A 19,827-nucleotide genomic window follows, 5' to 3' on the forward strand; every position below is an offset into this window, starting at 1 on the left:
GAATGGGGGCGCGAGCAGCGAAATCAGTGCTTCAGAGGCAAGTCCCGGAAGTCGCGCCGGAGTCCCGCGGCCGGCACCGCAAACGTAGTCAGGAAGTCCACTCCGCGCCACTTCAATACGGGAGCGGTCCGGCGAACCCGGCAGACTTGCCCCATGACGACACTTCCCCCGACCTCGATGCGTATCGGCCTCGTCGGTGCGGGCCCCTGGGCCCGGAACACCCAGGCCCCCGCCCTCGCGGCCCACCCCGGCGTCGCACTGAGCGGCGTGTGGGGCCGACGGCCCGAAGCCGCGAACGCGCTGGCCGCCGCCCACGGCACCACGCCGTACACCGGCGAGGCGGGCATCGACGAGCTCTTCGCGGCGAGCGACGCGATCGCGTTCGCCGTGCCGCCGGACGTCCAGGCCCCGCTCGCCGCCCGCGCCGCCGCCACCGGCCGCCATCTGCTGCTGGACAAACCGGTCGCGACCACTGTGGCGGCGGCCCGCGAGGTCGCCCGGGCCGCGGAACACACGGGGGCCGCGTCCATCGTCTTCTGCACCCTGCGCTTCGCGGCCGAGACAGCCGACTGGATCACCGAACAGGCTGCCGTGGACGGCTGGTTCACCGCCCGTGCCGAGTGGATCGGGGCACTGTTCGCCCCCGGCGCGACCAGCGAGTACGCGGCCTCGCCCTGGCGCCGCGAGAAGGGCGGTCTGTGGGACGTCGGCCCGCACGTCCTGTCGGTCCTGATCCCGATCCTGGGCGACGTCACACGACTGACCGCGGCCCGCGGTCCGTCCGACACCACGCACCTGATCCTCCGCCACACCTCCGGCGCCTCCAGCACGGTGACGCTCGCGCTGGGCGCTCCGGTCGGTGCGGTGGGTGCGGAGATCGAGCTCAGGGGCGAAGAAGGAACCGTCGCACTGCCGCGGTGGAGCGATCCGGTCGGCTCCTTCCGGTCAGCGGTGGACGCCCTGATCGAATCGGTGCGCACGGGGGAGCCGCACCCCTGCGACGTACGGTTCGGCCTGCGTCTGACGGAGCTGCTGGCCGAGGCGGAGGAGCAGGCGGGGACGTAGCGGGAGCGGGGCATGGGGCGGCGGCGCGCGTGTCCCTGCGCACGGGGGACTATCCGTCCGCTCCGGCCGCCCCGTCAGTTCCCCGCCCGGACGGGGGAGGTGGTGCGACGGCCCGGTGAGCGGTGTGCAGGAAGCGCCGGACCGCGACCGTCTCGCTCTCGTCGAATGTGCGCAGCACTGCCACCGTGTCGTCGATCAGCGGACCGAAGAAGGACCGGCCCAGCTCCACGGCACGTGGCGTCACGCTCAGCAGGACCCGTCGCCGGTCCCGCGGGTCACGGGCGCGGTCGAGGTGGCCCAGACGTTCCAGGCGGTCGATGAGTGACGTCGTGCCCGCGGAGTTGAGTCCGAGTTGTGCACCGAGCCACCCGGCCGTCGCGTCCGTGCCCGCCCGCGCGGCGTCCAGCAGGCAGATCAGGGCCCGCACATCGGTGGGATGCATGCCGTGCCGGGTCGCGAACTCGGCCTGACGCAGAGCGAATTCGACCGTCACCTTGCGCAGCAGATGGACGATCTCCAGCTCGGGTCCCTGGTCGGTCACCGAGTCGCCGCCTTTCTCCGATCACCTTTATTGTCTCGCTGAGCGAGATAATATCGACGGCATCCGACCGGGGAGGCACCCCATGACCACCACCACGCCGTTCCTCGCCGCGTACGACGAGGTCCTGGCGGCCAAGTGGCCGACGGGCACCCGCAGCACCCGGGTCCCCACCCCGTACGGCACCACCCACGTCAACAGTTACGGCTCCGAGGATGCCCCGCCCCTGGTGCTGCTCGCCGGCGGCGGTTGTACCTCCACCGTCTGGTACGCCCAGGCCGCCCATCTGGGCCGTACCCATCGAGTCCATGCCGTCGACCTCGTCGGTGACCCGGGCCGAAGCGTCGCGGGGGAGCGCCCGATCCGTACGGTGGAGGACCTGACGACGTGGCTCGACGCGGTGCTGGACGGCCTGAACGCCGACGGAAGCGCACTGTGCGGGCATTCGTACGGGGCCTGGATCGCCCTCCACCATGCGCTGCACGCGCCGCCCCACCGCGTCCGGAAGCTGATCCTCCTCGACCCGACCCAGTGCTTCGCCGGCTTCCGCCCCGGCTATCTGCTGCACGCGCTGCCGATGCTGCTCCGCCCCGGTGCGGAACGGACACGTGCCTTCCTGGACTGGGAGACGGGCCGTGCCGAACTCGACCCGGCGTGGCTGCGCCTGCGCTGCGCGGCAGCCGGCTTCCCGTCCGCCCGCCCCGTCACCGGACCCCGCCCCGCACCAGGAGCCCTGGGCGGACTGGCCGTGCCGACCCTGATCCTGCTCGCCGAACGCAGCCGGGCCCATGACGCGGTCCGTGTCGCCGCCACCGCGGCCCGGCTGCTCCCGCACGCGCGGACGGCGGTGATCCCCGGCGCGACACACCACAGCCTGCCGCTGCACGAGCCGGCGGCCACGGAACTGAACAGCAGGATGGAGGACTTCCTGAGGGCGGAGAGCCCGCGATGACCCGGCCGCACCCGCCCCGCGACGAGGTCAGCGCCTCATGGCGTCCCGTACCGCCTCGTCCGTGCGTGCCACGACGGCGCTCCCGTCGTCGGCCGTGATGATCGGCCGCTGGATCAGCTCGGGGTGCCCGGCGAGCGCCGAGATCCACCGCTCTCGTGAACCGGCTTCGCGCGGCCACTCCTTGAGTCCGAGCTCCTTCGCCTGCGCCTCCTGGGTCCGCGTGATGTCCCACGGCTCCAGGCCGAGCCGGTCGAGCACCGCCCGGATCTCGTCCGGCGAAGGGACGTCCTCCAGGTAGCGGCGGACGGTGTACTCGGCCCCCTCCGCGTCGAGCAGTTCCATCGCGCCGCGGCACTTCGAACAGGCGGGATTGATCCAGATCTCCATGGGGCCAACGGTACGGGAATGACGTTCCGAAACCCCTGCCGGCCAGCGACGATTGTCAGTGGTGGGCCGTAAAATGGAGGGAGTTCGTGAGGGTTCCACGACCGCGCCAGGAGGTTGCCCATGGCCGTTGCCGTAGTCACGACCGAGCCGCTCCACAAGCCGCTGCGCAAGAAGCCGCTCCCTGCGGGCCGACCCCGCGAGTGGTACGTCACCCACAACCGCCGTCTGAAGGCCATGCGCCTGGCGATCGCCCTGCTCGACACGGGCGTCTACTACCCGTCGACCGCGACCAACGACAAAATACACACGATCGCCGAACGCATCGGCATCCACCCGCCGTCCGACACGACCTGCCGCATGGTCCGAGCCCTGATCCGGTACGGCCGCTGACGATCGACTCCTCGTACACCCGAAGCCTGTGCCCTCGGGACACCCCGGGGGCACAGGCGCGTGCGACCGCACCGGCCGTCACGACGCAGACTCCGGGACGCAGCCGCTCCAGGGGGTGGCCGTCGTCCGAGTGCGACTGCCGTTGCGGCCCTCACCCGTCCGGCGCACACGGCGTGCGGCCCCGCCCACCGTCCCTTTGACTGAGGGGATGGGCCGGTGCCGAGAGGCGCGATGACGAGGAAGGCCGCGCGAGCGCTGCTCGGCCGCCAGGGGACACGGAACAGTCCTCGGGCTCCGGGCACGCCGGGTTCGCGGTCTGCGGGGAGTCCGGCGGTGGCCGGTGAAGGCGGTCTCAGCCGGCTGGTGGCTGGAGCGACTGTCCGGTGCCGCTGGAGGAATCCCCGGGAGACGGATCCGGCGGGGGAGACGGCAAAACATTTACGACGGCCGGAGTCGGGGGATTCGAAGGCGTGGGCACTTGAATGAGGAAGGGGAAGAAAACAATCCGGCTGCCCGTATTCAGAGCCCGCTGCGAAACCCGGTAGCAAACGGTCCCGCTCGGATTGTCAATTGCTCTGTAGCACTTGAGTGGTGACGACGCGACCTGGGAATTCTTCGGTGAGGCAACGGATTCACTCGCCGATGTGCCCAATATGCCGGCCGCCAAGAAGAAGGAGGCGGCCGCTGCGGCACCTATATTCCGCATGGTTGTCTTATTCATGTTCATCAGCCCAAAGGCTCGGAGTGAACTGGAATGTCCCCATCGGTGCGCTGAGGCTTCAGCGGCCCCAGCGCCATGGGTCGATGGGGACGATTCTCGTAGAACCGGTACCAAGGGTTGCCCCGTAATTCCTGGTGCATCGGCACGCAGCGTCGGACGCGATGCATCGCGAGCCGGAGTGACGTCCGCTTGCTGGACGCGCGCGGGCCGCTCCGGCAATGGGGCGAGGTGCCGTAGCTGCCGTCGTGCGCCCGCCAGGGACTACGGGACAGCCCTTGGGCGTCGACAATCATCGTATCGTTCGATCCGGTCTGCTGCTGGCCCGTTGTGTTCAGCCGGGTCGTAATTCTCCGGATTGCGCCCCGTGCGGCACTCGTTCCAGTCGTCGCAGTGCCTTCGCGTACATTTTCTCATGCTTCTCCTGCTCTTCCGGTTGTTTTCACGCGCATCCGCATACCGGTGCCCGGTGAACGGTCGCCGGAGTCAACTCCTCAGTCATGGCTGGTTGAATCCGGGAAAAGCTTTCGGCGCGACATTTTCAAAGAGGGCGCGCAAGCTGTACGAGGAGGGATTCCGGGATTCCACTCGGAGTTGCTGCTGCCGGTTCCTTCACTGCGTCAGCGTCACGCCGGAGTCACGCCGTGGCTGTGGTCCGCCGCTCACGATGGTGACTGGGACAGCAAGCAAAGTGCCGAAAAGGAGAAAACCGTGAGAGGAAACGTCGTCCTGAGTTCCGCCGCGACAGTCGCGCTGGTCGGAGGGTTGGCTGCGACCACTGTCGTACCTGCTTCCGCTGCCCCGACCCAGACGTGTCGGGTGGTGGCAAGTACCTTGACGGGAGAGAACTTCGCCCCCAACGGGACGTTCACCGTCTCCCCCGGGGGAATGGTGCTGCGCCCTTCTCCTGACGGTCGTGTCGGACCGATCGCCGTAACGGGCGCGGGCAGCTTCTCCGTAGGCCCTGTGGCCTGTACCGGAGGAGGATCGGCGACATCGACATCCTCATCGGCAGGATCAGGTGCGGCCGCTGCTGCTGCTGCCGGAACGAACGCGGCACAAGCGGCGAGAAGCAGAGGCGCTTCCCCGCAAGAGGCGAGGGCACAGGGCGTGGCTGCGGCGCAGGCCACGGGGAGAAGCCTCGGCCTCTCGCAGACGGTGATAAACCAGGTCGTCAATCAGACGACCAACAACCTGAACCAAATCATCGGTTCCACCATCGGTGGCTCCGTCATCGCGGGGAGCGGCAATACGGTCGGCGGCGGTAACACCGTCGGTGGCGGGACGACTGCGCCGACCACGGGTGGTGGCACGACTGCGCCGACGACCGGTGGCGGCACGACTGCGCCGACCACGGGTGGTGGCACGACTGCGCCGACGACCGGTGGCGGGACGACTGCGCCGACCACGGGTGGCGGGACGACTGCGCCGACCACGGGTGGTGGGACGACTGCGCCGACGACCGGTGGTGGGACGACTGCGCCGACGACCGGTGGTGGCACGACTGCGCCGACCACGGGTGGTGGCACGACTGCGCCGACGACCGGTGGCGGGACGACTGCGCCGACCACGGGTGGTGGCACGACTGCGCCCAGCACCACGACGGGGAGCATGTGATCCGGCACCAGACCCGGCGAGCAACCGGTGACAGCACAGGCTCGGTCATTCCCTCGTGGTGTCCTGTGTCCGATGGTTGATCGTCAGCCTCGATCGGTCATGAGCCCTCATCGTTTCGTGATGAGGGCTCATGAACCTGTGTGGTGCGCCCGCCCCGGACCGGGGCCCGGTCGGCGGCCCGGTTCCCTCGCCTCTCGTGCGGGTTCTCACGGCGAAGGCCGCCACCCCTAGAAGCCGCCCAGAGGGGGTGGCGGCCTTCGTGGAGAATCGGCCCCTTACAGGTCGAAGTACAGCTCGAACTCGTGCGGGTGCGGGCGCAGCTGGATCGGGGCGATCTCGTTGGTGCGCTTGTAGTCGATCCACGTCTCGATCAGGTCGGAGGTGAAGACGCCGCCGGCCTGCAGGTACTCGTTGTCCGCCTCCAGCGCCTCCAGAACGGCCGGGAGGGACGTCGGGACCTGCTGGACGTTCGCGTGCTCCTCGGGAGCCAGCTCGTAGAGGTCCTTGTCGATCGGCTCGGCGGGCTCGATCTTGTTCTTGATGCCGTCGAGGCCCGCCATCAGCAGGGCGGAGAAGGCGAGGTACGGGTTCGACGACGGGTCCGGGGCGCGGAACTCGACGCGCTTGGCCTTCGGGTTGGAGCCCGTGATCGGGATACGCATCGCGGCGGAGCGGTTGCGCTGCGAGTACACCATGTTGACCGGGGCCTCGAAGCCGGGAACCAGGCGGTGGTACGAGTTCACCGTCGGGTTGGTGAAGGCCAGCAGCGACGGGGCGTGCTTGAGGATGCCGCCGATGTAGTAGCGGGCGATGTCCGAGAGTCCCGCGTAACCCTGCTCGTCGTAGAAGAGCGGGTTGCCACCGGCCCACAGGGACTGGTGGACGTGCATGCCCGAGCCGTTGTCGCCGAAGATCGGCTTCGGCATGAAGGTCGCGGTCTTGCCGTTGCGCCAGGCGACGTTCTTCACGATGTACTTGAAGAGCATCAGGTCGTCGGCCGCGGCGAGCAGGGTGTTGAACTTGTAGTTGATCTCGGCCTGGCCGGCGGTGCCGACCTCGTGGTGCTGGCGCTCGATCTGGAGTCCGCTCCGCTCCAGCTCCAGGGACATCTCGGCGCGCAGGTCGGCGAAGTGGTCGACCGGCGGGACCGGGAAGTAGCCGCCCTTGTAACGAACCTTGTACCCACGGTTGTTCTCGACCGCACCGGTGTTCCAGGCGCCGGCCTCGGAGTCGATGTGGTAGAAGCTCTCGTTCGCCGACGTCTGGAAGCGGACGTTGTCGAAGACGTAGAACTCGGCCTCGGGGCCGAAGTACGCGGTGTCGGCGATGCCGGTGGAGGCGAGGTACGCCTCGGCCTTCTTGGCCACGTTCCGCGGGTCACGGCTGTACTGCTCGCCGGTGATCGGGTCGTGGATGAAGAAGTTGATGTTGATGGTCTTGTCGCGGCGGAAGGGGTCGACACGGGCGGTCGACAGGTCTGCGCGCAGTGCCATGTCGGACTCGTGGATGGCCTGGAAGCCGCGGATCGACGAGCCGTCGAAGGCAAGCTCGTCGGCCGGGTCGAAGGTCGCCGCCGGGACGGTGACGTGCTGCATCACACCGGGCAGGTCACAGAACCGGACATCGATGAACTTGACGTCTTCGTCGGCGATGAACTTCTTCGCGTCGTCGGCGTTCTGGAACATCCAACTCCTCCTACTCCCGGCCCGGGAGGGACGGGGTTGTAGCTCGTGGTGCGGCCAGTGCGGTGGCACACGCTGGACCCGACCATAGGCAGACCGGATTTCTCAAGCATGACCCATTTGTTTCGCAGAAGTTAACCGAGCCGGGTGTGAGCGGCACCTCGTGGCCGGTTCCGCGCCCCTTCCGAGGGGCGCCGCGGAGGCCGTCGGGAGGGGCCCGCCCGGGGGGCGGCACGGGCGGGCGCAGTACCGTGGTCGGGTGGACAACAGGCAAGCAATCGGATCGTGGCTCTCAGGGCCGCGCGCGGCCGCCGAGGAAATGGGGGCCGACTTCGGCTACCGGGGCAAGCGGCTCGGTCTGCCCGAGCACGGCCCGGGATCCGTGGCGCCGCTCGGACGGCGCTTCGGCGCGGTCTTCATCGACTGGGCCCTGTGCCTGGTGGTCGCATACGGGCTGCTCGCTCGCGGTGACCAGCAGGCGGCCGGGAACTGGGCGCTCGGCGTCTTTCTCGTACTGAGTGTGCTCACCGTAGGCACCATCGGCTGCACGCCCGGCAAGCGCCTCCTGGGCATCAGGGTCGTCGCCGAGAACGGCGGCCGGCTCACCTTCGGCCGAGTGGTCGTCCGGAGCGTGCTGCTGTGCATCGTGATCCCGGCCCTGGTCTGGGACCGCGACGGCCGCGGCCTGCACGACCGGCTGGCCCGAGCCGTTCAGGTCCGTATGTGAGCCACTGAGGACGGAAGGCCGAGGAAGCGGACGCCGAGGACGGAACAGGGAAGGGGGCGGGGGGGGGGGGGGGGGGGGGGGGGGCGCCCCCCCCCCCCCCCCCCCCCCCCCGGCGGGGGGGGGGGGGGGGCCCCCCGGGGGGCCCCCCCCCCCCCGCCCCCTTCACACGTGCAGCGGCCGTGTGCGGGTACAGCAGAACAGCAGGAACAGCGGGTACGACGGAGGCGTCAGCGCATCTTCCCGCCGCGCGGCATCCGCGTGCCCTTCGGCATCGGGCCCTTGGGCAGCGGCATGTTGCTCATCAGGTCGCCCATCGCGCGCAGCCGGTCGTTGGCGGCCGTCACCTGCGGGCCGGCCAGTACGCGCGGCAGCTTCAGCATCTTGGTGCGCACCTTCTTGAGCGGCACCTGGCCCTCGTCGTTGCCGACGATGATGTCGTGCACCGGTACGTCGACCAGGATGCGCGCCATCTTCTTCTTCTCGGCCGCGAGCAGCACCTTCACCCGGTTCGGGTTGCCCTCGCCGACCAGCACGATGCCCGCCTTGCCCACGGCGCGGTGGACGACGTCCTGGCTGCGGTTCATCGCGACCGCGGGGGTCGTGGTCCAGCCACGGCCGACCCGGTCCAGCACCGCCGCCGCCGCGCCCGGCTGTCCTTCCATCTGCCCGAAGGCCGCGCGCTCGGCACGCCGTCCGAAGACGATCGCCATCGCGAGGAGGGCCAGCACGAAGCCCAGGATGCCCAGGTAGACCGGGTGGTCGATCAGGAAGCCGACCGCGAGAAGGACACCGAAGGTGACGATTCCCACACCTGCGACGACAAGACCGATCTTGGAGTCGGTCCGCCGGGTCATCTTGTAGGTCAGGGCGATCTGCTTGAGCCGCCCCGCGTTCTCGGCGCTGTCCGCGCCTTCAGTGTTTGCCTTCCTCGCCATGTACAGAAGTTTACGTGGCTCAAGAACGGTGGTCGGCCGCGGCCTCCAGTACGTACTCGGTCTCGACCCGGTCCTTGGCCCGGCGCCGGTCCTCCAGGACGGCGGTCCAGGCGTTGCGGCGGGCGGTGCGCTGGCCGCTGCTCAGCAGCAGCGACTCGACGGCACGGAGAGCATCGGTGACGGAAGGGATGGCGGTGGCGCGTACCGGCACGGCCTGCATCGTGGAAATCTCCTCGGAGCGGATGTGCGGACTGAGTGGCGTGGACTCAGCTGCCCGGGTTGAGCTACCCGGGACTGCGTTGCGCGAAGTGGGTGGCGTGCGTCGGGTGCGGGAAGCGGTGGTGGCAGCGGTCCGTGGAACCACTGCACCGGAGCACCCAGCGTCACTGCTCGGTGTTACCAGCGCATGACCGGTCGGTCAAACACCAATGAAACCTTGATCCGGGCTCAGCGCACGTCGAAGCGGCCCATACGCGCCTTTGACCTGCGGGGCGCGTACGGGCCGCGTCGCATAGCTGTTACTGAGCGGTAGCCTCTTGTGCTCGGATTCACACGGCGGGCGCCGCCGCGACGGCGCCGCGACGCTCGATCGCCTGCTGGAAAAGACGGCCCGCGCGGTAGGAGGAACGGACCAGCGGCCCGGACATCACGCCGGAGTAGCCGATCTCGTCGGCCTCCTCCTTCAGCTCCACGAACTCCTGCGGCTTCACCCAGCGCTCGACCGGGTGGTGACGCACGGACGGCCGCAGGTACTGCGTGATCGTGATCAGCTCGCAGCCCGCGTCGTACAGGTCCTGGAGCGCCTCGCTGACTTCCTCGCGGGTCTCGCCCATGCCGAGGATCAGGTTGGACTTGGTCACCAGGCCGGCCTCGCGGGCCCGCGTGATGACCTCCAGGGAACGCTCGTAACGGAAGCCGGGGCGGATCCGCTTGAAGATCCGCGGCACCGTCTCGACGTTGTGCGCGAGCACCTCGGGGCGGGCGGAGAAGACCTCGGCGAGCTGCTCGGGAACCGCGTTGAAGTCGGGGATCAGCAGCTCGACCTTGGTGCGGCCGGCCTCTCGCTCCGCGGTCAGCGCGTGGATCTGGCGCACCGTCTCCGCGTAGAGCCAGGCGCCGCCGTCCTCCAGGTCGTCGCGTGCGACGCCGGTGATGGTGGCGTAGTTCAGGTCCATCGTGACCACGGACTCGCCGACCCTGCGGGGCTCGTCCCGGTCCAGCGCCTGCGGCTTGCCCGTGTCGATCTGGCAGAAGTCGCAACGCCGGGTGCACTGGTCGCCGCCGATGAGGAACGTGGCCTCGCGGTCCTCCCAGCACTCGAAGATGTTGGGGCAGCCGGCCTCCTGGCACACCGTGTGCAGACCCTCGCTCTTCACGAGCTTCTGCAGCTGGTTGTACTCGGGGCCCATCTTCGCCCGGGTTTTGATCCACTCGGGCTTGCGCTCGATGGGGGTCTGGCTGTTCCGGACCTCAAGGCGCAGCATCTTGCGCCCGTCGGGTGCGACAGCGGACACTCCGGCACTCCCCTTTGCTTTCACTGCATTGGATTCTTCGGCGAACACCAGGGTACGCCCGTGGTTCAAGCGGTCTTACGTCCGGCCAACCTGTGGCCGGCAGGTCCTATTCCCGGCATGATCGGAACGAGACCTCCCGGGGCTGTCACGCCGTGGTCACGGCATCCGTCGGTCGTTCGATGGTGCGCGGGGCGAGTTGCGCGTTCTCCAGGACGTCCCTGAGGTGCTTCTCGACGACCGGGAGCACCTCCTTGATCCCGATGTCGCGGCCCAGCTCGTACGCGAGCGACGTGACGCCCGCGTCCCGGATCCCGCACGGCACGATGCGGTCGAACCAGGTGTTGTCCGGGTTCACGTTGAACGAGAAGCCGTGCATGGTCACGCCCTTCGCGACCCGGATGCCGATCGCGGCCAGCTTGCGGTCCTCGCGCCGCTGACCGGCGTTGGACGGGGCGTACTCGGGGCCGTTCAGCCGCGCGTCGAACTCCTCGTCGTGCAGCCGGGGGTCGAAGTCGAGGGAGAGGCCGCCGATCGCCGGACGCTCCTCGACCGGGTCGCCGAGCACCCAGACCCCGCTGCGGCCCTCGACCCGGGAGGTCTCCAGACCGAATTCGGCGGCGGTACGGATCAGGGCGTCCTCCAGCCGGCGGACGTGCGCGACGACGTCGACCGGGCGGGGCAGCTTCTGGATCGGGTAGCCGACCAGCTGCCCGGGACCGTGCCAGGTGATCTTGCCGCCGCGGTCCACATCGATGACGGGGGTGCCGTCCAGCGGGCGCTCACTGTCGGTCGTGCGCCGCCCCGCCGTGTAGACGGGCGGGTGTTCCAACAGCAGACAGGTGTCCGGGACGGCGTCCTCGAATCTGGCCGCGTGCACCTCGCGCTGCTTCTGCCAGGCCTCCTGGTAGTCGACGGCTTCCTCGCCGAATCCCAGCCGGACGAACCGAAGCTCGCTCACGACAGCTGCCTCCCTACTCGCGGTGACTGGAGCCGGGGTGCCCGGAGCCACGCCACCCTGCACTCAATCGGCCCCAAGCCACTGTACGACCGGTCACCGAACGGCGGCCCAGCAGGTCGATCCCGTCAGTGCCACCACCCAATCCTCACACGATCGGATGAAAGTGAAGCGATGGTGGCTGTGGCCGCCGCAGAGGCCGCTAAATTCGCGCCGTTCCATTAGGGCTGCCCGCCCGGCCCCGAAGGCAGGAGACCGTACAGCTGATGTCGGAACGACCTCCGCAGCGCACCCCGAACCGCCGACTCGCCTCGCTCATCACCGAGGCCGGTTTCTCCCATGCCGGTCTCGCCCGAAGAGTGGACCAACTCGGCCTGGAACACGGTCTCGACCTGCGGTACGACAAGACCTCCGTGACCCGTTGGCTGCGCGGTCAGCAGCCGCGCGGCACCACTCCCGCGCTGATCGCCGAGGTCTTCACCCGGCGCCTCGGACGCCGCCTCTCCGCACAGGATCTGGGCCTCGACGCGTGCGCTCCCGTCTACGCGGGGCTGGAGTTCGCGGCCACGCCCGCCGAGGCGGTCGACATCGTCAGCGGGTTGTGGCGGAAGGACTCCGGCAGCCATGCGGAGCTGCGCAAGATCGCCTTCACCCCGGCCGGACTCGTCGTCCCCAGCAGGGACTGGCTGATCGGCCGGGCCGATGAGTGGGTGGGAAGGGGGAGCGCGTCCGCGCCCTCGGTGCCGGACGGGGCGGACGGCGCCCGTGCGGCCGGTGGGCCGGGCAGGACCGCCGGGACCGTCGGGATCGCGGGGACTGCCGAGGTGGGCGCTCCGAGGCGGGGCGGCGGCCCCGGCGGGACGCGCGGGGCGCCGGGGTCGCACGGGGCGTACGGTTCGCACTGGCCCGGCGGCGGGCACGGCGGGACGGGTGCCGCGGCGGCCGGCGGCCGCAACGCCGCGGCCCGTGGGCCCGTGCCGTCCCGGCCCTCCGGACCGTCGGCCCCACCCGGATCCCACGCCCCCTCGGCAGGCCCCCTCTCCCCGGGAGCGGGGCTGCCGGGCGCGCCCGGAGTCCCCCGGCAGCGGCAGTCCGACCGGGGGCCCGGCCAGCGGGTCAGCGGCGGTGACGTCGCCGCACTGCGTTCGGTCGGGGAGCTCTTCCGCGCCCTCGACAACGCCTACGGCGGAGGCCACGCCCGGCAGGCCCTCGTCCGGTACCTGGAGCACGAGACGGAGCCGATGCTGCGCGGGACGTACGGGGAGGCCACCGGACGCCGGCTCTTCTCCGCCGCCGCCGATCTGACCCGGCTGGCGGGCTGGACCTCGTACGACATCGCGGCCCACGGCCTGGCGCAGCGCTACTTCGTCCAGGCGCTGCGGCTCGCCCAGGCCGCCGGTGACCGCGCGTACGGCAGCTACGTCCTGGTCACCATGAGCCGGCAGGCGGTCTATCTCGGGCACGGCAGGGAGGCCGTACAGCTGGCGCGCGTCGCTCAGCAGGGCATCGGTTCGTCGGCGCCGCCCGTCGTCCAGGCGCTGCTGCACGCCGTCGAGGCACGCGGACACGGGGTGCTCGGCGAGGCCAGGCCCTGCACCGCCTCGTTGGCGCGGGCGGAACGCGCGCTGGAGAGTGCCCGCACCGGGGACGAGATGCCGCACTGGGCACGGTATTTCGACGAGGCCCAGCTCGCCGACGAATTCGGACACTGCCACCGGGACCTGCAGCAGCACCGGGCCGCGGCGCAGCACGCGGAGCGCTCCCTCGAGCTCCGTGCCCCGGCGTACGCCCGCAGCCGGCTGTTCTGCCGGGTGGTGCTGGCCTGCGCGCGGCTCGGGCTCGGCGAGCTCGACCAGGCGTGTGTGCTCGGCGCCGAGGCCGCGCAGCAGGCGGCGGAGATGCGGTCGGTACGGGCGACGGAGTACGTACGGGACTTCGAGCGCCGCCTTGAGCCGTTCCGGGACGCGGCAGCGGTGCGGGGGTACCGCGAGCGGGTCGCCGCGCTGGGATGAGCCCGGGGCGGCCGCAGGACGGGTCCGGCGCACTGGCGCCGGACCCGCTCGCCGATCCGGCCCGGTCCGAACGAAAGGCCCTATGCCGCATCGGTCAGCATCGCCCCGCTGCCGTACCCCGGTCGTACGCCCAGGTCGGTGAGGATCGCGTCGGCCGCGCGGCGTCCGGAGAACAGGGCGCCCTGGACCGAGCTCGTGTCGCGGTGGTCGCCGCACACGTACAGCCCGGCGAGGAGCCGGACCGGGCGGCGCGGATCGTGCGGGGCCGGCATCGCGGGGACGGCCTCGGGATCGTGGTGGGCGGCCAGCAGTTCCCAGTCGTCCGTAGGAGTGCCGTACAGGGCGGCGAGATGGGAGCGGACCGTGCGGTCCAGGTCGGACGGCGGGGTGCCGAGCACCGTCGAGCTGATCAGGGTCCGGCCGCGCGGGGCGCGCGAGGGGTCGACCGCGCTCATCACCGCGGTGTGCGCGACCGGGCCGGAACGGTCGGCGTCCAGCAGCAGCGAGGCGCCGGTCGCCGGGGGAACGGGGGCGGTGTGGTGAAGGACCGTCACGGGGTGGAAGGAAGGCATCCGCAGTCCGGGCAGCAGCTCGGTCGCGGCACCGGCGCCGGTCGCCAACAGCAGGGAACGGCAGCCCAGTTCGCCGTGCTCCTTGGTGCGGACCGAGGTGATGTCGGCGGCGGTGACATGCACGCCCGTCCGCACGGTGCCGGGCGGCAGGGCGGCGGCGAGCAGCTCGGGCAGCTCGCCCGAGCCGCCCTCGGGTACGCAGAGCCTGCCGCGTGCGTAGCCGCGCAGGGCGAGATCGGCGCACCGGCTGGACGTGGTGAGGTCCGGATCGCTGAGAAGTGCGGAGAGCAGTGGGCGCAGAAAGCCGTTGACGGTACGGGAGGGCAGGCCGCGGTGGGACAGCGCGGCGAGCGCGGTCCGTTCGGGCCGGGCCAGGATGCGGGTGGCCGGCGTGGCGGCGAGCCGGGTCAGGGCGGCGCCCAGCCTGGCCTGGTCGATCGGGCCGCCCATCGGCGGGCGGGGGGCGCTTGCCAGGGCGCGCGCCACCTTGAATGCGCCCCGCGCGCCCCGTACATCGCCCGTCCGGTACTGACGGCCCTCGCTGTGGACGAGCACGCCCGGCGCGAAGGTGCGCAGCGCGAGACCCGCGAGGGCGGGTGTCCGGCGCAGTTCCGGGTACGAGGTGCTGAGCAGCGGGCCGATGTGGTCGAGCCGGAAGCCGTCCACGTCGGCCGTGGTCATCCGGCCGCCGACCCGGGGGCCGGCCTCCAGGACGCTGACACTTACCCCTGCGCTGATCAGTTGGTGAGCGGCTGACAGGCCGGCGATCCCGGCCCCGATGATGACGACGTCCGCGTGATGTGCCGAGCTGAGCACGTGCCCCTCCCCGAGTCGGCGCAACTACTGGGAGGCTCTTGCCCCCGACAGGCCCCCGGAATGCCCGAGTTCGCAAGGAGGCTAGGAGGGTGTCCGGCGCGGGCGCAGTCGCGCGCGGCCGGGGCACCGTTGCACACGGGGTCGCATGTCCGTCCGATTCCGGGGTGGATGTGCGGGCCCCGAATCCGAGGGATGCGGTCCCCCGGACGCCGGCGTCGTCCCGGTGCGCTCAGCGCAGCGCCGCGCGGATCGCCGCGTCGATTCCGGGGAAGGCGAACACGAAACCCGAGTCCAGCAGCTTGCCCGGCAGTACCCGCTGGCTCCCCAGCACGTCCTGGGCGAAGTCCCCGAGGGCGATCCGCAGGGCGGGTGCCGGAGCGGTCAGCAGCGTGGGGCGGTGGAGCACCCGCCCCATCGCGGCCGTCACCTCCGCGTTGGTGACGGGGGCGGGGCCGGTCAGATTCACCGGGCCCGTCAGCGACTCCGTGTCCAGGATGTGCCGCAGCGCCGCGACCTCGTCGTGCAGCGCGATGAAGCTCCAGTACTGACGTCCGTTGCCCAGCCGACCGCCGAGCCCCGCGCGGAACAGCGGGAAGAGCCGGCCCCAGGCACCGCCCTCACGGCCGACGACCAGACCGGTGCGCGCGTGCGCGATCCGGATGCCCGCCTCGTGGGCGGCGGCCGTGGCCGCCTCCCACTCCACGCACACGGACGGCAGGAAGCCCTCGCCGGCCGGTGCGCTCTCGTCGACCGCCCGGTCCCCGGTGTCGCCGTAGTAACCGATGGCCGACCCGGACAACAGCACCTTCGGCGGTACGTCCAGTGAGGCGACGGCCTCGGCGATCGCCGTCGTCCCGAGGACCCGGCTGTCCCGGATCTCCCGCTTGTACGCCGGTGTCCAGCGGTGGTCGCCGACCCCGGCCCCGGCGAGATGGACGACCGCGTCGCAGCCCACCAGGCCCGCCACGTCGACGTAACCCCGCCCGGGATCCCATTCCACCTCGTCGCCGGCCCGCGCCGGACGCCGCACCAGGCGTACGACCTCGTGTCCGTCGGTCCGCAGCGAGCGCACCAGCGCCGCTCCGATGAGTCCGGATGCTCCGGTGACAGCGATACGGGAGTGCAGCATGGGCCCATCCTGCCGCAGCGGCCCCCGTGTGCCCCGTTCGCCGGGCCGACGGCCTGCCGAGTCGGCGGAGCCCGAAACAGGGCTGACCGGGAGAAGGGTGGCGTGGCACAGTGGCGCGCATGCCCGAGAACCCCGTGAGCCCGGTCCGCCTCCGTCCCGCTGCTCCGTCCGACGAAGCCGCTCTCGGCGAACTCGACCGCTCCACCTGGTCGACGCTGCACGCCGTGACCCCACGGCCCCAGCCGCCGTACGAACCGTTCTTCGACGACCGGCACAGGCCCGAGGACTTCCTCGTGGCCGAGGCGGAGAACGAGGCGGGCGAGGTGTGCCTCGCCGGGTACACCAGACTGGTCCCGCCGACCCCGCTGGCCTGCAACGCGCACGTCCGGCAGATACAGGGCCTCGCCGTGGCCGACTGGGCGCGCGGGCGCGGTGTCGCCAGGGCCCTGCTGCGAGCGGCGTTCACGGCGGCGCGCGGCGACGGGGCGAACCGGATGACGCTGCGGGTGCTCGGGCACAACGCGCCCGCGCGGGCCCTGTACGAGTCGGAGGGGTTCGTCGTCGAGGGCGTGCTGCCCGGTGAGTTCTTCCTGAACGGGCGTTACGTCGACGACGTCATGATGGGCCGTTCGCTCGCCCCGTGACCCCGCGTCTCCCGCTCATTCCTTGAACAGCCGCATGCCGCCCATGAGTTCATGGAGGCAGCGCACCGCCAGATCGGCGGGCGAGCCGGGCCCGTCGGCCGGTGCCTCCGTCCTCGCCCAGGCCTCCAGTGCGACACGTACCGCGTCCGTGGCGGCGGCTGCGGCGAGCCGGACCTCCAACGGGTCCGCCGCGTCGCCCGCCAGCCGGGCCAGCACCGGCAGCAGTCGTTCCTCCGAATCCTGATTGACCCGGTACCAGACGGCACGCAGCGCCGGGTCCTCCACCGCCGCCCGCAGCAGCCCGCGCGTCCAGCCGAGCTGCTCGGCGGCGTGTGCGTCGGGCACCCGGAGCGCCTCGGTGACGGCCTGTTCCAGGACCTCGGCGAGTGCCTCCCCCGGCTCGGCCGCCTCCAGCAGCGCCCGCCAGCGCTCGGCGCCGCCGGAGAGCAGCGGGCCCACCGCGTCCTGCTTGGAACGGAAGTACCGGTAGAAGGTGCGCAGCGCGACGCCCGCCCGGCGCGCGATGTCCTCCGCCGTGGTGCCGTCGGGGCCGCGCTCGGCGAAGAGCGCGGCGGCGGCGCGCGCGATGTCCAGCTGGGTCGCGGCCTTGCGGCGCTCGGTGAGGGACGGCTGACTCGGCTTGGGGCTCATTCCCAGGAGATTACCTCGGCGGAGAAGGAGTGTGCGTGAAATGCCGTCGTGGCAAAACGTGCCACACAGGCGTACGGTGGACATCGATCGAGGCGCTATCGAGACAGCCTCGGGACAGCAGTCACCGGGATCGGGAGAGAACAGACATGAACCGCTATGAAGGCCGCCGCGCACTCGTCACCGGTGGTGGCTCCGGCATCGGCCAGGCCACCGTCCACCGCGTCCTCGCCGAGGGCGGCCGTGTCGTCGCGGCCGACGTCAACGAGGCCGGGCTGAAGGCCACCCATGAGGCGGCCGTGGCGAACGGCGTGGCCGACCGCCTCACCACCCTCGTCCTCGACATCTCGGACGAGGCTGCGGTCCAGGCGGGCGTCGCCTCCGCCGTGGCCACCCTCGGAGGCCTGGACGTACTCGTCAACGCGGCCGGAATCCTGCGCTCCGAGCACACGCACAAGACGTCGCTGGAGTTCTTCAACAAGATCCTCGCGGTCAACCTCACGGGTACGTTCCTGGTGATCCGCGAGGCGATACCGGCCCTGCTGGAGGGCGACCAGCCGGTCGTGGTGAACTTCTCCTCCACCTCGGCGAGCTTCGCGCACCCCTACATGGCGGCGTACGCGGCGAGCAAGGGCGGCATCCAGTCGATGACGCACGCGCTGGCGAGCGAGTACAGCAAGCAGGGGGTACGGTTCGTCGCCGTCGCGCCCGGCTCGATCTCCTCCGACATGACCAGCGGCAAGGGGCCGGGACTGCCCGCCGACGCCGACATGTCGCTCTTCGTGAAGCTGGCGCCGGCCCTCGGGGCGGGCTTCGCCAGCCCGGACACCGTCGCGGGCGTCGTCGCGATGCTCGGATCGCAGGACGGGGCGTTCATCACGGGTACGGAGATCCGGATCGACGGCGGAACCCACTTCTGACCGGGCGGCAGGGCCCCGGACCCGGTCAGCCGGCCCCGAACCGCGCCCAGAGCGCGGGGAAGCGTTCCGCCAGGACCGCCTCGTCCTCCAGGTCGAAGGGCGTGCCCTCCGGCTCGGCGGTCTGGGGCGGCAGGCCGAGGTCCGGGGTGACCACGCCGGTGAGCTGTTCGTACGCCTCGTCGGCGGCGTAGCCGAGATCCTCGGCGTCCCCGTCGACCTCCTCGTCGAAGTCGTCGAGGAGATCGGCGAGGCCGTCCGGATCGTGCACGGCGCCCTCGAAGACCTCCCGGCCCTGACCGATCAGCCAGCAGCGGAAGAAGTCGAAGGCGTCGTCGCCCGCGCCGCCGAGCAGCACGGCGGCGGCCCCCCACAGCTCCCAGCGGTAGGCGCGGTGGTACCGGGCCTCGAAGTGCCGGGCGAAATCCAGCACGGCTTCTGGATCGAGCCGGATCAGCCGTTCGACGAGCAGGTCCGCCTGGTCCTCGGGGTCGCCCTCGGCGGCCTCGCGGGTGCTGTCGACGATCTCCCAGAACTCCGTCTCGTCCATCACGGGTCAAGCATCGGTCCTGGCGACGGGCGATGCACGCAGACGCGGCGGGAAGAAGCCCTCAGCTGTAGAGGTCGCGCAGGCGTTCGGCGGCCACGCGCAGACGGTCCCGCAGGGCGGGCGGTTCGATGACTTCCAACTCCGGCCCCAGCCCCAGCAGTTGGCTGTACGCGATGTCGAGGGACTCGACCGGCAGGACGACCGTGAGCCACCCCCGCGCATCGGGTGGACCGGCCGCGTCCAGCGCTTCGCGGACCGCCGAACGGTCCAGGGCGTACGGCAGTCGGCGTACACCCTCCTGCGACACCCGTACCGTCACCTCGGTGCGCAGGAGCGAGCGGGCGAACTGGGCGGCCCGCTCGTCCCAGAAGCCCCGCAGATCGAACTGCTCGTCACGCGCGAACCGCTCGTCCGACACCGCGACGGCCGAGAACCGGTCGATCCGGTACACCCGGAAGTCGTCGGCCACGCGGGCGCAGAGGTACCAGACCCCGGCCTTCAGCACGAGCCCGTACGGGGCCAGCTCGCGCTCCACCTCGTGGTCCCGGCCGCTGCGGCGGTAGCGGGCATGGACGATCCGGTCGTCCCAGACCGCCTCCGCGACGGCGGGCAGCAGTTCGGGGGTGACCGGCTCCTGGTACCAGCCGGGGGCGTCCAGGTGGAAGCGCCGGGCGGCACTGTCCGAGGCGCCGCGCAGGGAAGGGAGCAGGGCCGCCGACACCTTGAGCCGGGCGGCGGACGCGGCGTCCTCCAGGCCCATCTCGCGCAGCGCGGACGGCAGTCCGGAGAGGAAGAGCGCCTCGGCCTCGTCGCGGGCGAGTCCGGTCAGCCGTGTGCGGTACCCCCCGACGAGCCGGTAGCCCCCGGCCCGGCCCCGGTCCGCGTACACCGGTACACCGGCTTCGGAGAGTGCCTGCGCGTCGCGGGTGACGGTCCGCTCGGACACCTCCAGCTCCTGCGCGAGTTCGGCGGCGGTCATGGCGGGGCGGGACTGCAGGAGCAGCACCATTTTGATGAGACGGGCAGCACGCATGGGGCCAGTGTGGCCGTGGTGAGCGG

At 71.1% G+C, this 19,827-nt stretch carries 20 protein-coding genes; 7 read left to right on the forward strand and 13 right to left on the reverse strand.

The window, feature by feature from the left end; genetic code table 11:
* Positions 1-153: 153 nt before the first annotated feature.
* Positions 154-1,065 carry a Gfo/Idh/MocA family protein gene (locus ACIRP2_RS04320; protein ID WP_404246389.1) on the forward strand — a complete coding sequence of 304 codons (912 nt, stop codon included), beginning with the start codon at positions 154-156 and terminating at the stop codon, positions 1,063-1,065.
* Between the two features lie 49 nt (positions 1,066-1,114).
* Here ACIRP2_RS04320 and ACIRP2_RS04325 read toward each other — a convergent pair whose 3' ends face one another.
* Positions 1,115-1,606 (reverse strand): MarR family transcriptional regulator, encoded by a 492-nt coding sequence (locus ACIRP2_RS04325; RefSeq protein WP_404246392.1) that lies wholly within the window; start codon positions 1,604-1,606, stop codon positions 1,115-1,117.
* An 82-nt stretch (positions 1,607-1,688) separates the two neighbouring features.
* Here ACIRP2_RS04325 and ACIRP2_RS04330 point away from each other — a divergent pair, with 82 nt between their 5' ends.
* On the forward strand, positions 1,689-2,555 hold the full coding sequence (locus ACIRP2_RS04330) for an alpha/beta fold hydrolase (protein ID WP_404246394.1): 867 nt from the start codon (positions 1,689-1,691) through the stop codon (positions 2,553-2,555).
* 27 nt (positions 2,556-2,582) lie between these two features.
* Here the strand turns inward: ACIRP2_RS04330 and ACIRP2_RS04335 are convergent, their stop codons facing one another.
* Positions 2,583-2,942 carry an arsenate reductase family protein gene (locus ACIRP2_RS04335; RefSeq protein ID WP_404246396.1) on the reverse strand — a complete coding sequence of 120 codons (360 nt, stop codon included), beginning with the start codon at positions 2,940-2,942 and terminating at the stop codon, positions 2,583-2,585.
* 120 nt (positions 2,943-3,062) lie between these two features.
* Here ACIRP2_RS04335 and ACIRP2_RS04340 point away from each other — a divergent pair, with 120 nt between their 5' ends.
* Complete coding sequence (locus ACIRP2_RS04340) at positions 3,063-3,332, forward strand: hypothetical protein (protein ID WP_376222640.1); 270 nt, start codon at positions 3,063-3,065, stop codon at positions 3,330-3,332.
* A gap of 1,896 nt (positions 3,333-5,228) precedes the next feature.
* Here ACIRP2_RS04340 and ACIRP2_RS04345 read toward each other — a convergent pair.
* Positions 5,229-5,651 carry a hypothetical protein gene (locus ACIRP2_RS04345; protein ID WP_404246398.1) on the reverse strand — a complete coding sequence of 141 codons (423 nt, stop codon included), beginning with the start codon at positions 5,649-5,651 and terminating at the stop codon, positions 5,229-5,231.
* A 291-nt stretch (positions 5,652-5,942) separates the two neighbouring features.
* Positions 5,943-7,352: a type I glutamate--ammonia ligase gene (gene glnA, locus ACIRP2_RS04350; protein WP_351082790.1), complete on the reverse strand. Its 1,410-nt coding sequence runs from the start codon at positions 7,350-7,352 to the stop codon at positions 5,943-5,945.
* Positions 7,353-7,608: 256 nt separating this feature from the next.
* Between glnA and ACIRP2_RS04355 the strand changes: the two genes are divergently transcribed.
* A complete protein-coding gene (locus ACIRP2_RS04355) occupies positions 7,609-8,076 on the forward strand; it encodes an RDD family protein (RefSeq protein ID WP_404246400.1) in 468 nt (155 codons plus the stop codon).
* Between the two features lie 227 nt (positions 8,077-8,303).
* Here ACIRP2_RS04355 and ACIRP2_RS04360 read toward each other — a convergent pair whose 3' ends face one another.
* The 4 genes from ACIRP2_RS04360 to lipB form a co-directional block, all read right to left on the reverse strand.
* Entirely contained in the window at positions 8,304-9,011 is a 708-nt protein-coding gene (locus ACIRP2_RS04360) for a DUF4191 domain-containing protein (protein WP_404246402.1), read from the reverse strand.
* A gap of 19 nt (positions 9,012-9,030) precedes the next feature.
* Positions 9,031-9,231 (reverse strand): hypothetical protein, encoded by a 201-nt coding sequence (locus ACIRP2_RS04365; RefSeq protein ID WP_114244165.1) that lies wholly within the window; start codon positions 9,229-9,231, stop codon positions 9,031-9,033.
* Between the two features lie 328 nt (positions 9,232-9,559).
* Complete coding sequence (lipA, locus tag ACIRP2_RS04370) at positions 9,560-10,525, reverse strand: lipoyl synthase (RefSeq protein ID WP_351083238.1); 966 nt, start codon at positions 10,523-10,525, stop codon at positions 9,560-9,562.
* A gap of 145 nt (positions 10,526-10,670) precedes the next feature.
* Positions 10,671-11,483: a lipoyl(octanoyl) transferase LipB gene (lipB, locus tag ACIRP2_RS04375; protein ID WP_404246405.1), complete on the reverse strand. Its 813-nt coding sequence runs from the start codon at positions 11,481-11,483 to the stop codon at positions 10,671-10,673.
* Between the two features lie 263 nt (positions 11,484-11,746).
* Here lipB and ACIRP2_RS04380 point away from each other — a divergent pair, with 263 nt between their 5' ends.
* A complete protein-coding gene (locus ACIRP2_RS04380; protein WP_404246407.1) occupies positions 11,747-13,492 on the forward strand; it encodes a regulator in 1,746 nt (581 codons plus the stop codon).
* An 80-nt stretch (positions 13,493-13,572) separates the two neighbouring features.
* Here ACIRP2_RS04380 and ACIRP2_RS04385 read toward each other — a convergent pair whose 3' ends face one another.
* Together ACIRP2_RS04385 and ACIRP2_RS04390 are read right to left on the reverse strand one after the other, a co-directional pair.
* On the reverse strand, positions 13,573-14,880 hold the full coding sequence (locus ACIRP2_RS04385; RefSeq protein WP_404246409.1) for an FAD-dependent oxidoreductase: 1,308 nt from the start codon (positions 14,878-14,880) through the stop codon (positions 13,573-13,575).
* 229 nt (positions 14,881-15,109) lie between these two features.
* Complete coding sequence (locus ACIRP2_RS04390; RefSeq protein WP_404246411.1) at positions 15,110-16,009, reverse strand: TIGR01777 family oxidoreductase; 900 nt, start codon at positions 16,007-16,009, stop codon at positions 15,110-15,112.
* A gap of 119 nt (positions 16,010-16,128) precedes the next feature.
* On the opposite strand from ACIRP2_RS04390, the gene ACIRP2_RS04395 reads away from it, so the two are divergent.
* On the forward strand, positions 16,129-16,653 hold the full coding sequence (locus ACIRP2_RS04395; RefSeq protein ID WP_404246413.1) for a GNAT family N-acetyltransferase: 525 nt from the start codon (positions 16,129-16,131) through the stop codon (positions 16,651-16,653).
* Between the two features lie 15 nt (positions 16,654-16,668).
* Here ACIRP2_RS04395 and ACIRP2_RS04400 read toward each other — a convergent pair whose 3' ends face one another.
* Positions 16,669-17,304 carry a TetR/AcrR family transcriptional regulator gene (locus ACIRP2_RS04400; RefSeq protein ID WP_404246416.1) on the reverse strand — a complete coding sequence of 212 codons (636 nt, stop codon included), beginning with the start codon at positions 17,302-17,304 and terminating at the stop codon, positions 16,669-16,671.
* 146 nt (positions 17,305-17,450) lie between these two features.
* Between ACIRP2_RS04400 and ACIRP2_RS04405 the strand changes: the two genes are divergently transcribed.
* Entirely contained in the window at positions 17,451-18,221 is a 771-nt protein-coding gene (locus tag ACIRP2_RS04405; protein ID WP_404246418.1) for an SDR family NAD(P)-dependent oxidoreductase, read from the forward strand.
* A gap of 25 nt (positions 18,222-18,246) precedes the next feature.
* On the opposite strand, the gene ACIRP2_RS04410 is transcribed toward ACIRP2_RS04405, so the two are convergent.
* On the reverse strand, positions 18,247-18,768 hold the full coding sequence (locus ACIRP2_RS04410) for a DUF4240 domain-containing protein (RefSeq protein ID WP_404247171.1): 522 nt from the start codon (positions 18,766-18,768) through the stop codon (positions 18,247-18,249).
* 61 nt (positions 18,769-18,829) lie between these two features.
* Positions 18,830-19,801, reverse strand: a complete 972-nt coding sequence (locus ACIRP2_RS04415; RefSeq protein WP_404246420.1) for a helix-turn-helix transcriptional regulator — start codon at positions 19,799-19,801, stop codon at positions 18,830-18,832.
* Between the last annotated feature and the right edge of the window lie 26 nt (positions 19,802-19,827).

The sequence above is a fragment of the Streptomyces sp. NPDC101194 genome (assembly GCF_044767885.1).
GTDB lineage: Bacteria > Actinomycetota > Actinomycetes > Streptomycetales > Streptomycetaceae > Streptomyces.

Bases quoted from the DNA above. Each gene is read 5' to 3' on its own strand.
- ACIRP2_RS04320 (WP_404246389.1), top strand. From the start codon at position 154: ATGACGACACTTCCCCCGACCTCGATGCGTATCGGCCTCGTCGGTGCG.
- ACIRP2_RS04330 (WP_404246394.1), top strand. From the start codon at position 1,689: ATGACCACCACCACGCCGTTCCTCGCCGCGTACGACGAGGTCCTGGCG.
- ACIRP2_RS04335 (WP_404246396.1), bottom strand. From the start codon at position 2,942: ATGGAGATCTGGATCAATCCCGCCTGTTCGAAGTGCCGCGGCGCGATG.
- ACIRP2_RS04340 (WP_376222640.1), top strand. From the start codon at position 3,063: ATGGCCGTTGCCGTAGTCACGACCGAGCCGCTCCACAAGCCGCTGCGC.
- glnA (WP_351082790.1), bottom strand. From the start codon at position 7,352: ATGTTCCAGAACGCCGACGACGCGAAGAAGTTCATCGCCGACGAAGAC.
- ACIRP2_RS04360 (WP_404246402.1), bottom strand. From the start codon at position 9,011: ATGGCGAGGAAGGCAAACACTGAAGGCGCGGACAGCGCCGAGAACGCG.
- ACIRP2_RS04365 (WP_114244165.1), bottom strand. From the start codon at position 9,231: ATGCAGGCCGTGCCGGTACGCGCCACCGCCATCCCTTCCGTCACCGAT.
- ACIRP2_RS04380 (WP_404246407.1), top strand. From the start codon at position 11,747: ATGTCGGAACGACCTCCGCAGCGCACCCCGAACCGCCGACTCGCCTCG.
- ACIRP2_RS04390 (WP_404246411.1), bottom strand. From the start codon at position 16,009: ATGCTGCACTCCCGTATCGCTGTCACCGGAGCATCCGGACTCATCGGA.
- ACIRP2_RS04395 (WP_404246413.1), top strand. From the start codon at position 16,129: ATGCCCGAGAACCCCGTGAGCCCGGTCCGCCTCCGTCCCGCTGCTCCG.
- ACIRP2_RS04400 (WP_404246416.1), bottom strand. From the start codon at position 17,304: ATGAGCCCCAAGCCGAGTCAGCCGTCCCTCACCGAGCGCCGCAAGGCC.
- ACIRP2_RS04405 (WP_404246418.1), top strand. From the start codon at position 17,451: ATGAACCGCTATGAAGGCCGCCGCGCACTCGTCACCGGTGGTGGCTCC.
- ACIRP2_RS04410 (WP_404247171.1), bottom strand. From the start codon at position 18,768: ATGGACGAGACGGAGTTCTGGGAGATCGTCGACAGCACCCGCGAGGCC.
- ACIRP2_RS04415 (WP_404246420.1), bottom strand. From the start codon at position 19,801: ATGCGTGCTGCCCGTCTCATCAAAATGGTGCTGCTCCTGCAGTCCCGC.